The sequence below is a fragment of the Fibrobacter succinogenes genome (assembly GCF_902779965.1).
Classification (GTDB): Bacteria; Fibrobacterota; Fibrobacteria; order Fibrobacterales; family Fibrobacteraceae; genus Fibrobacter; species Fibrobacter succinogenes_F.
In genome coordinates this window covers 48,715-59,668 of the sequence record NZ_CACZDK010000016.1, presented here as the reverse complement: position 1 = coordinate 59,668, position 10,954 = coordinate 48,715, and the positions used below count along the sequence as shown (strand labels likewise).

At 42.1% G+C, this 10,954-nt stretch carries 9 protein-coding genes; 1 reads left to right on the top strand and 8 read right to left on the bottom strand.

What is annotated here, in order from left to right; genetic code table 11:
• The 8 genes from HUF13_RS08815 to HUF13_RS08780 form a co-directional block, all read right to left on the bottom strand.
• Positions 1–456 (bottom strand): class I tRNA ligase family protein (locus tag HUF13_RS08815; RefSeq protein ID WP_173474785.1); only part of this gene is annotated, 456 nt, incomplete at its 3' end.
• A gap of 110 nt (positions 457–566) precedes the next feature.
• Positions 567–1,115: a hypothetical protein gene (locus HUF13_RS08810; RefSeq protein ID WP_173474784.1), complete on the bottom strand. Its 549-nt coding sequence runs from the start codon at positions 1,113–1,115 to the stop codon at positions 567–569.
• Positions 1,116–1,310: 195 nt separating this feature from the next.
• Positions 1,311–2,705, bottom strand: coding sequence for a hypothetical protein (locus HUF13_RS08805; RefSeq protein WP_173474783.1), 1,395 nt, complete (start codon positions 2,703–2,705; stop codon positions 1,311–1,313).
• A 307-nt stretch (positions 2,706–3,012) separates the two neighbouring features.
• Complete coding sequence (locus HUF13_RS08800; RefSeq protein ID WP_173474782.1) at positions 3,013–3,957, bottom strand: hypothetical protein; 945 nt, start codon at positions 3,955–3,957, stop codon at positions 3,013–3,015.
• A 111-nt stretch (positions 3,958–4,068) separates the two neighbouring features.
• Positions 4,069–6,159, bottom strand: a complete 2,091-nt coding sequence (locus tag HUF13_RS08795; RefSeq protein ID WP_173474781.1) for a hypothetical protein — start codon at positions 6,157–6,159, stop codon at positions 4,069–4,071.
• A 13-nt stretch (positions 6,160–6,172) separates the two neighbouring features.
• The gene (locus HUF13_RS08790; protein WP_173474780.1) at positions 6,173–7,231 is read right to left on the bottom strand and encodes a hypothetical protein; all 1,059 of its coding nucleotides are present in this window, start codon (positions 7,229–7,231) and stop codon (positions 6,173–6,175) included.
• A 27-nt stretch (positions 7,232–7,258) separates the two neighbouring features.
• Positions 7,259–8,110: a TIGR02147 family protein gene (locus tag HUF13_RS08785; protein ID WP_304038989.1), complete on the bottom strand. Its 852-nt coding sequence runs from the start codon at positions 8,108–8,110 to the stop codon at positions 7,259–7,261.
• 244 nt (positions 8,111–8,354) lie between these two features.
• Entirely contained in the window at positions 8,355–9,380 is a 1,026-nt protein-coding gene (locus tag HUF13_RS08780) for a hypothetical protein (RefSeq protein ID WP_173474779.1), read from the bottom strand.
• A gap of 511 nt (positions 9,381–9,891) precedes the next feature.
• Between HUF13_RS08780 and HUF13_RS08775 the strand changes: the two genes are divergently transcribed.
• Positions 9,892–10,707, top strand: a complete 816-nt coding sequence (locus HUF13_RS08775; RefSeq protein WP_173474778.1) for a porin family protein — start codon at positions 9,892–9,894, stop codon at positions 10,705–10,707.
• Positions 10,708–10,954 lie beyond the last annotated feature (247 nt).

The window sequence follows — 10,954 nt, the reverse complement described above, 5'->3', positions numbered from 1 at the left end:
CTGGTCTTCATCGAACCAGGTGCCGTAAAGGCGCTTGAAAATCCACTGCGTCCACTTGTAATACTTCGGGTCGGTGGTGTTGACTTCCTTGTTCCAGTCATAAGAGAGGCCGAGGCGCTTGATCTGGCGGCGGAAATTGTCGCAGTTCTTCTTGGTGGTAATGGCCGGGTGCGTACCGGTCTGAATAGCGTACTGTTCGGCAGGGAGGCCGAAAGCATCCCAACCCATCGGGTGGAGCACATTGAAACCGCGGCTACGCTTGTAGCGGCAAATGATATCCGTTGCAGTGTAACCTTCGGGGTGACCCACATGGAGGCCTGCGCCACTCGGGTACGGGAACATATCCAAGCAGTAATACTTCGGCTTGGACTTATCTTCGCCCGTCTTGAAAGTTTGATGTTCTTCCCAGTAGGCTTGCCACTTGGTTTCGATCTCTTGCGGATTATACTTAGCCATAGTAATTGTCCTTTATTTTTTTCGGGCAAAAAGATAGAAATTTTGCGTAAGGCGAAAGAAAAGGGATGGCAGTTAGCCATCCCAAAGTTCTAAGCACTTAAAAAAGCACGTTATTCAGCCGTCGCATCGGAATCTGTCGGCATTTCGGCAGGGTCTGCAAATACAGGGCGTTCAATATCATGTATTTGCCATTCGCCCGAAGAACAAGCATAATGATATACCTTATCATCAACCGTTCTTTCAGCACTTTCCCCATCAGTACATTCCGTTTCAATCTTAGGCGCATTCAGGAGTTCTTCACAAGTACCAGCATATGCAGGATCATACCAGTCGTCATAGCCCTTATACGTCCACCCCTTTTCGGTATAGACATAGCAGCTCAAACGAATCGGGCCTCCCAATGGGAGATATCCGGCATAATGTATTGAGCATATATCGCCAACTTTCGCATCGGTTTGATTACACTCAATATCGTTTGCACTTTTTGCGTTCCAGGAACCCTGTTCACATATGAAGCTTCGTTCAGAGCCATACTTTGGATTTCCAACAAAGATTTTTTCGACAGATCCTTCGCGCTCCGCATTACAAGCCGGGAAGGAATAAACGCCTCCATCAATATTAACTTGCACGGAATCACTAGATGTTCCAGATGAAACCACTGATTCGCCCGAAGGCGAAGCAACATCTTCACCAATGCAAGCCGTGAGACACCATCGAGAAAGCAGCCAATGCCGCTACCGTGGGAAAATGAAGTCTGATACCTTTCCTTTCAAACATAGGAATTCCTCCTTTATTTTTCAAACAAACTATTCTGTAGTTACCAGCGAATCGACAGGCCTTCCATCAGGGTACGCTTATTCAATTCGCTGAACATCCCATACTAGCCACTCACGATTTTCGCAGATGTAACTATAAGTCACACCATCTACCGTTTTTTTCTGCATATCATGCCAAGAGCATTCTGTTTCAATCTTGGGAGCATTCATAATTTCTTCACAAGAACTTTTTTGTCCAAGAGCATACCAATCGTCAGAGCCCTTTTCCACCCAACCATTTCCTGTATAGACATAGCAAATCAAGCGATAGGGGCCACCCAAAGAGACATGTCCGCTATATGTAATTGGACAAACATCGCCAACCTTCGCATCCGGCTTTTCGCATGCACTCACATCTTGTTTTACCCCACACCATTTTTCACTCTCTGAATCACATTGGTACTGTAATTCCTGTTTGAACACTTGACCGTTCGGGAAAACAAGCGAATCCACGACAGTCGCAAGTTTACCACCACTAGCCGCATCGCACGTCTCCGTTATAGGTTTTTCCTTTAATTTATTAACCTTTTGCGCTGTCGAAAAGAACGAACGTTCTTCATCGAACTCACCATTAGATTTTATGTAAATGCGGAAAATTTCTACACAATTTTGTCCACGATCTACATCACAACCATCCCAGCCCCATTCTTCTACACAAACTCCACCCTTCCTGTCTGCACAAGCTCCTTCATAAACATAACGGGCATACTTGTATTTGGGATGGTCCGTATCGGAATCAAGAACTAATGTTAAAAAATGAGTTACGGGATTTAACAAGCCTTTCGTTGGGAAGGGTCCATAATAAGTGGGTAAAGAAATCCAACCCAATGATGTATAAACATTCCTATCATCAAGGGGCGTACAGGAATGTGCATTTTGAATACAAAATGTTCCTAAATCACATATATCACCTAATTCGGGATTTTCCGAACATCTATCAGAAACATCTTTTACATTTTCCCACCGTCCCTCATTAAAACACTGGAAGGACAAATGTTTAAGGAAACGTTCATTGCGGTAGTAATAACCAAGCCTCGAGAACTTGTACTCATTCTGGGCATTGCATTGTTTTTCGGTCCAACTATTACCAGCACTATCTACACTCACATAAATAGAAATATCGGTCCCAGCAAAATGATTTGACATTTTTTCTTTCAAGGCATCGTTTATGTCCATACCGTTCTGAAAATACTCTACTTTTCCCGGACTTGAAACAACAAGGCAAAGCTCATTTAGCCCTTCCCTTTGGCAATTTTTCTGTATTTCCTCAGCTGACGGTCCTTTTGTCGAAACCGAATCCGCAGAAGGTTCATCTGCAACCGGCTCGGTCGAAGGGTTGGGAGTATTTACGACATCGTCACCGCATGCAATAAACGACATCATAGAGAACGCAGCCATTGCTGCTATTGCACAAACATGATTCCTATTGAACATAAACACATCTCCAGTGTAATGTCAAAAATAATTTATAATAAAAATAACCAATTAAAAACGCAAAAGCACATTCGAACTTTTTTTGTAAGCAAAAAGTTCTTACATACCGCAACTTCTTATAAAATAAAAACACGCCCCAAACAACGCAACATTATTTTAAAAACAAAAATGGCGTTTTTGATCAAATTTCGGCAATTACAAAATTCAATAAAAAAAATTTCAAAAAAATAAAACAAAAACAAGTTTCTATAAAACAAAGAAGCCCTGGAAGGGTTTCATCCAGAGCTAAAATTACAATTCTGCGCGGTTAGTTTTCACTTAGCAATTCTTGCCATTGATTCACCTCACCCTCTTTCGCTTTCACGGACACATAGTAGCGCATCTCTCCATCGGATTCAAAAGAGCAAGTATCCCCCAAGGCAGGACGCACTACATTACACGCTTTATAAATAATCGCATAATCTTCACAGACGTTGGTTATTTCATTCGGAACATTTGCAAAATAAGCAATATTATCCCAGCCTTCTTCGGTATTGATAAAACACGTCCATATAGAATAACCCAGAGGAAGTCCATGCGCATCTTCCAAACGATACACACGTGAGCTAATATCACCTATATTAGGAACATCTTCCGTTTCGACCTTAGTCCAGACGCCGTCACCCTTATACACAAAAGACACTACCGTACCCGTAGGGTTCATCCCTGCCTGAAAGATGTTTATCGAATATTGCTTAACACAAGTGTCTCCAACAGCCACGCCGGCAGTATCACAAGTGAGGCTAATATCGCCTTTAACCCAAGAGTCTTTTTGACACTTGTAATAAGTCATGTAACCATACTTGGGATTTCCGCTCCACAGCGACAAAACACGACCATCATTCTTTGCATTGCAATCTTCTGCATAAATGTCATCGCCAATAACAGTCAATGGTTCGCTGCAAGCATCCTTCAATCTATCGCCTTCATCTTTCACCCAAAACCGAGTAATCGCGCCCTCGATCAAAGGTTCGCATAGATTAATGAATCCGTCCGATGACGACTCCGTCTCAACAAAAGGCGCAGAGCTACTAGACAACTCCTGTTCACTTGATGACGACGGCTGTTCGATCAAAGGTGTAGAGCTACTTGAAAGAGCCGATCCTCCCGAAACACCGGTGATATCTGAATTTTCGTCACTGCAAGCAATGAGCGACAACATCGAAATTGCAGCCATCGCTGCAATCGCACAAACATGATTCCCATTAAACATAAACACATCTCCAGTGTAATGTCAAAAATTAATTTGCAACAAAATACTTAATCAAGTGCGTAAAAAACATTCGTTTTTTATATGTAATAAAAAAACTCTTACACATTGCACTCATTTCTTTTCGTAATGATTAAAGATATATTCGACAGGTTCGGCATAACCAGAAACGCATTGGTAAACCGCACCGGGTTTATCATTACGCGGCAGCGAATACCTCTTTTCGCCTTCTGTTTCTGCATTACAGCCTAAGTGGTCAGAAGATAAATAGTCCTCAAATTCACTCTGCGTTTCCAAGGTCCAAGAACCATTTTCACGATAGCGGTAATAATTTCGAGACAAGCAATAATCATACACACCCCAACCAGCTATCGTATAAAGCTCTACATCATACCAGCAAGTTTCCAGCAATCCACCTACACGGTCCCCAACTTTTGCTTCTTTGGGCAAATCCAGGATATCGTATTGCATATCCGTCAAGCCTTCCTTTCGGGAATCCGTATATTGCCGAGGCACAACATTCGACTGTTTCCATTGCCCAGCTCTGCAATAGTAATTCACCCAACCTGATTCACGTAATTTGGGCTGATTATATTCGTCAACTTTACAACTAAATTCTGAACCTTCCCCACAAGAGACAACATAAGTTTTATAAATCACCGGACAAAAACCTAATTCAGGATCATAGCCGGACTTCACCCAACCGCCATTCATCCACACGCCATTGACCACGATTGGTCCATCATCGTATTTATAGTAAACCATTTTTCCATCTATTTCAATCGAGCAAGTTCCACTAACTGAGACAGAATCCGCGCAGTTGTAAAAAGTAGCCTCATCTATTTCAGTCCACCCGTCGCTAGAACACTGGTAATACATCGAAAACGTGTCATCATCACGACCATAAACGATTCTTTCCTTGTCTCCTTCATTTTCTGTAGTACATTCCTTGGTTATTTTGGTCAAGCCGTCACATTCTTCCCAAACACCATCGCCTGCATAAGCGAATACTCTTTCTGATGGAGAAAGTCCTCCAGCTGCAAAGAACAAGTTTGTCTTTCCAGTTTTTCGGCAAAGGTCCCCCACCTGCACGCCAGCGGTATCGCAAGTAAGGCTTATGTCGCCACGAACCCATAAGCCGCGTTCACACCTATTGTAAGTCTGGTATCCGTATTTGTCGTTTCCTTCCCACACAACTTTGACATCACCTTCATTTTCTGCAGTACATTTCTCCGTAACTGATTTAGAATAGACTTCACTATTTGAATAAGGAGCCCATCCGTTTTCACTACATTTAAACGCAGAATCATGAAAAACTGAGCTTTCTGTACCATCAACAAATAATTTCCTCATTCCAAGATTCGAAGCATCGCATTTACCAAGACCATACTGATTTTCCCAAAAACGATTCACATAAAGCTCAAATTCTGGGACATCAGCAATTTTCCACGATTCGATATTTTTACGAATCTCCGCAAGTTTTCCCGAACGATTCGCGTTGCAAGCAAAATCTGCAATTTTCATTTTGAGTAACGAATCATTCCAAACGCCATCTGCAGCAAAATCTTGGCCAATCAAGGCAAAACGTTCCATGAAACCAGCATCCGATTCTTCACCAAGTAAAAGAACGTTGATCGCCAAAAGTGCAGCATCGCCTTCGCTATTTCCAAATATGTTCAGATATTCAACCTTGTCATAATCGACATCGGCATAAAAAGCTGCAAAAATTTCACGATCCGCTTGTTGTTTTGCCTCTTCAATGGACATATTATTTTGTTCCATCAGAGTCTGGACTCGTTCATATTCAAGATGCGTAAGCAAGTTTATATTCACTTTCGGCTGTTTACTGACATCAGCGAGAGCCTTCATGAATATTGAACCATTTGACTTTTTCCCGGTAACCTCATTACGGTAATACCCGTTCACTTCAAGCAAAGCATACGGATGATCCAAGGCCACATTTTCGATAGAAAAATCGCCCCTGTCATTTACCACTTTTCCTTTAAAGCTTTTGCCTGTTTGCGCAAGCGAGTTTTCGTCAAGTTCTTGCATCGTAACCGAAGAACCTTCCAAGAAAGGCCCCTTCTGAGAGACACCGTTAATCATTCCATCATGGGCTTCATTGCCACCAGAAACATTTTCTGACGAGCACGCCCAAAGGAGTATTCCGAGCGTAAATAAAGTTGAAAACACTGTAAATTTCATAAACAAGCTCCTATTAGTTATTCAATTCTATTAAAAACGGATCTTCAGCCAAATACCACCGGCATCCAATACCATCATCAGTACATCTGGATTCATTGTTGTAGTAGCACACAAACTCTTTATTATAGTATTTGCTATGAATATTGGTAACTTTTTTCATATCTCCAGAATGATTTCTATCACACAGCCCAAGATTGTATTCCTTTGTCCAAAATACATAAAGAAGACCATTTATATAAGGAGCGTACAAGTATGGCGGTTCATCACGTAAATTCCACGAATTCACATTATCATAGATTTTTGACAATATTGTATGCTCTACATCTTTCTTATATTCTTCACTTTCAAGTTGATAAGCCCAATCCGCAACTTCGCCCTTTTCTGGGCCGTGCCATTCACCACGTTCTGCAAAAGAACGAGCAGCCAAAGCGAGGCGTTCAGAAAAGTCCGCAACAGAGCCATTCCCCAGCATCAGCACACTCAAAGCAAACAACGCATCAGAACCATCTTCTTCTCCAGAAAAAACATTCATATCTTCCGGAGATTGCCAATCTTTTGTGAAACCGAACGACGAAAAAATTTCTGACTCAGCCTGATTTTTAGCATCTGCAAAAGACATGCCCTGTTTCTGAACAAGATTAAGAACACGATCCGTCTCTAGATGCGTAAGAACATTTACATTGACATTGTTACGATTCGTCAAATCCGTAAGGGCGTTTAAAGAAATCATCCCCTCAGAATTTTCTCCAGTAACTTCGTTACGAAAATAGCCGTTCACCTCAAGCAAAGCGTACTGAGAAGCAAGATTCACATTCTTGACAGAAAAATCTCCCAAATTACTTTTTACGCTTGTCTTGAAACTTCTACCTGTTTGAACTAAAGTTTTTCCATCGAGTTCCTGAATCGTCACCGAGGACCCCACCAAGAAAGGCCCCTTCTGCGTTACACCTGCAATTTCGCGATCCTTAATCGCGACAATGCCTTCGGCTTCTTCGCTTGTGCCACCTGCCATATTGTTTTCGGAGCAGGCAAAAAATAAAGCTATAATTGAAAATAAAAACAGAAATTTCATATTTTCTCTCGCTCGTTTAAACTCAATTTATTTTTGATTAACTCTTACAGAAGCGCCATTGCAAATATTTTCCGTCAGCGGGAAAAGTTGCATGTTCAAACGGCAAACTTTTTCCACATTCTTGTCCTCAGAGACAATCGACACAATGCGTTTGCGACACTGGGCAAGTTCTTCAGCAACTTTCGCAAAGCCTTCCGCAGACACGCCCATGGTAATGCCGCTAAAATTTCGTTCCGAAATAGGCAATTTGTCCAAAGCATTAAGCGCAAATTCACCCATCTGGCGCAACAACGAATGAACGGCCACCGCAACGACATTCAAACGTCCCGTTGAAAGCGATTGATTCGTCTGGTGGTAATGCCCCTTAATATCACGCGTCAAAAACCCTGCTTTCATCAAAAAGCTTAAACTTTCACTGACATCCGCTGCAGAAATCGGGGGTTTGCACACTTTAGCAATTTCGTTCGGTTTCGCCCCCGGCATCGCTACAGCAAGTTCACGGACAACAGAATGTTTCCACGTTTCGTAGTAGGTGTAAAGTTCGCTTCCGAGAATTTTCACACGGTTGGCTTCACAGAGCGCTTGCATTTCTTCAAAACATTTCTTCTTTTCGAGATCAGTTTTCGCCCGTTCATAACGCACCATCAAGACAAAATAATCCCGCTCAAACTCGGGTAAGTTCATTGCCCGAGCCGTTCTTCTCGCCCCTTCTTCGCGAAGCCGCATCTTGCCATCGCAAACAAGTTTCAAATGCGCCCCCGAAGCAAACCCCGCCAATTTTGCAAATTCGCGCCACGTAAACGCGGAACAGCGCTTTCGTTCGTGATAGTAATCCAACAAATATTCGCGATAATCTTTGTATTCGGTAACAGGCTTCATGATCATAAAAATAAAAAAACGCGCCAAGCATCGCAACATTGTTTTAAAAACAAAAATGGCTTTTTTAAGCAAATTTCAGCAATTTAAAAAAAATATTTAAAAAAAAATAAAAATTATAAACAAAAATACGTTTTTTTTTAAACAAAAATGCCCCGGAAGGCGTTCAGCCATCCCGGAGCTTAAAGTTCTTAAAAAAAGCGCGTTAGTCCGCCGCCGCAGCCGAATCAGCAGACGTTTCAGCATTTTAATCCATCAAATTCCAGCGTTCAAGGTCAGAATCGCATTGGTACTGCAATTCTTGCTTGAGCACCTGACCGTTCGGGAAAACAATCGAATCTACGACAGTCGCGAGCTTGCCATTATTGGCAGCATCGCATGTTTCCGTGATATACATGTTAGCTAACTTTGTAGAAACACTACTTTCTGTCATAATAGTTTTATCTTCGTCACATTCACCATTAGACTTTATGTAAATGCGGGAACGTTCTACACAGACTTCTCCATTTTCGATATCACAGCCAGACCAGTCCCATTTAACATCACAGTAGCCAGACATGTACTTTTCAAGACTATCAGTATCAAAACGGGCGAATTGGTATTTAGGATGATCCGTATCGGAATCAAGAATCAATGTCGCAAAAGGAGTTCTTGAATCACCATATTGATTTAACGGAACAACAACGGCTCTGCAAAAATTACCCATCGAAGAAGAGTTAAACCATGTCCAGCCCGACGATGTATAAATATAGATAGGCGTTATCGAACCTCCAAAGCCATGGACAAAAGTCTCGCCATCGCAGATATCGCCTATTTCAGCAGTCGCAGGACAATGAGCATCTTCATCTGACACATTTTTCCATTTATTAGCAGAACATTTGAAATATAATCCGTACGAAAACTTATAGGGATAATAACGGAATTCCAGAACGGAACCTTCATTTTCGGCATTGCATTGTTTTTCAACCCAAGCATTACCAGCGCTATCTACACTCGTATAAACAGAAATATCGGTCCCTGCAAAATCATTAGACATTCTTTCTTCTAATGCATCGGTTATGTCCATATAGCTCTGAAAATACTCTATTTTTCCCTTATCAGAAACGACAAGGCAAAGCTCATTACGTCCTTCCCTTCGGCACTTTTCTTGTATTTCCGCAGCCGACGGATTGGGGTTACTTCCTGCATCGTCACTGCAAGCCGTGAGTGACACCATCGAGAATGCAGCCATCGCTGCAATTGCAGAAAATGAAGTTTTACCGAGCATTTTCATGAGTCCTTCCTGAATTGTGATTATTCTTTGAAATTTCAAACAACTTTTATCATTAATTTACAATAAATTTTTTTGAAAAAACATTTTAAGGAAAAAAAATTTAAGCGGTAAAACGACTATATTTGTTCACGCGTATCATCAACCATACCTCCGCCATAACCGTATCATGAAGATACAGTCTTGAGAAATTTGGACTTACCAAAAAACGGGAAGGCAACTTGCAATCCCGGGCTTAATGACCATCATTCCACAATTACCCCATAATCCCCCCAAAGCACCGTTCTTAAACGTAAACCAAAGTTTACAGTCGATAAAAACGAGATCCGCGGGACGGAATAGAGACAATTATTCCCAATATCCACGCTGTTGCGGTCATCTATACGCGATTCTCTCTCTGTAAACTTTTTTTTCTCGTTATTTCACTCGTATTAAAATATTTTTAAGTCGTTGAACCTCCACGTTTTGTTATAATTTCGCCATGCTTTTAAGAAAATCTTGCTTACTCGCGTCCATGGTTTTAGCACTTACCACAAGTGCATTCGCTCAAAGTTCCGATGATGACGAATGGGTTTCTGTCGATTCTCCCAGACCCGCTACCAGCGAAAACAACTCCAGCTCTTACGACGGAACAAACGACAGCGAATTTGCAAACGACGAAGAATACGCAAGCGCATACGCTAGATACAAGACGCAGACTACATCGCGTTCCGAAATTAGCAAGCAGCGTAGTGAAGGATTTTCGCAGTCTGTGTTCCTTGGAGCACGTTTGCAAGGCGGCTTCAACACATTCCTCGGCTCAAATTCCGACGGATGGGGTGCGGGCTGGAACGTAGGCGCAGGCCTCATCATCAAGATTTCGATGTTCACCAAGAACTTTAGCCTTGTTCCCGAGCTTACGTTCAATTATCGTCACTACGGTTACGAAAAGGACATGGAAATTTACACAAACAAAGCTCACATGAACGTTATGTTATTTGAAATACCCCTTATGCTCCGATATACGTTCGACCAATACGACTTCTTTGTCGCTGCAGGACCAAGCCTAGGGCTTGTACTTACCGGCGATGCTGAATTCAGTTCCGAAGCCAAAGGTGGAGTTGTAAGCGGAAACACCGACAAGAGCACAAATACCTTCCGTCCGGCAAATATGGAATTGGGTCTCGCCATCGAAGGCGGCTACATGTTCACACGAAATTTCCACATGAGCATTCGAGTGTTCCAGAGTTTCACAAACCTTTTGAATCAGGGTTTGACCGTCGAAGAATCTTTCATGAAATCGACACTCCTTACATTCTACACCAACGTAGGCATTTCGTTCCTGTTCTAATTGATTTAGTCAACAGTTATTAATTGCAAAAAGGAAGCGCCGGTCGCTTCCTTTTGTTTTTATGCACTCGTCATGCTCAGATGAAAGACAAAGGTCCACACTCACGTCATATTATGTTGAAAGCCAAAGGTCTGCACCCTCATCATGTTGAGTACCAGCTCTTTCGTCATGTTGAACCCGCAGGGTGAAACATCCAGTTAAGTTTCATGAATGACAAGATGCGCACCTTTTGCTCAGGATTACAAGA

What these genes read in the sequence shown, in the direction of transcription:
- HUF13_RS08780 (WP_173474779.1), bottom strand. Translation starts at nt 9,380, where the DNA reads ATGAAAATGCTCGGTAAAACTTCATTTTCTGCAATTGCAGCGATGGCT.
- HUF13_RS08795 (WP_173474781.1), bottom strand. Translation starts at nt 6,159, where the DNA reads ATGAAATTTACAGTGTTTTCAACTTTATTTACGCTCGGAATACTCCTT.
- HUF13_RS08775 (WP_173474778.1), top strand. Translation starts at nt 9,892, where the DNA reads ATGGTTTTAGCACTTACCACAAGTGCATTCGCTCAAAGTTCCGATGAT.
- HUF13_RS08800 (WP_173474782.1), bottom strand. Translation starts at nt 3,957, where the DNA reads ATGTTTAATGGGAATCATGTTTGTGCGATTGCAGCGATGGCTGCAATT.
- HUF13_RS08805 (WP_173474783.1), bottom strand. Translation starts at nt 2,705, where the DNA reads ATGTTCAATAGGAATCATGTTTGTGCAATAGCAGCAATGGCTGCGTTC.
- HUF13_RS08790 (WP_173474780.1), bottom strand. Translation starts at nt 7,231, where the DNA reads ATGAAATTTCTGTTTTTATTTTCAATTATAGCTTTATTTTTTGCCTGC.
- HUF13_RS08785 (WP_304038989.1), bottom strand. Translation starts at nt 8,110, where the DNA reads ATGAAGCCTGTTACCGAATACAAAGATTATCGCGAATATTTGTTGGAT.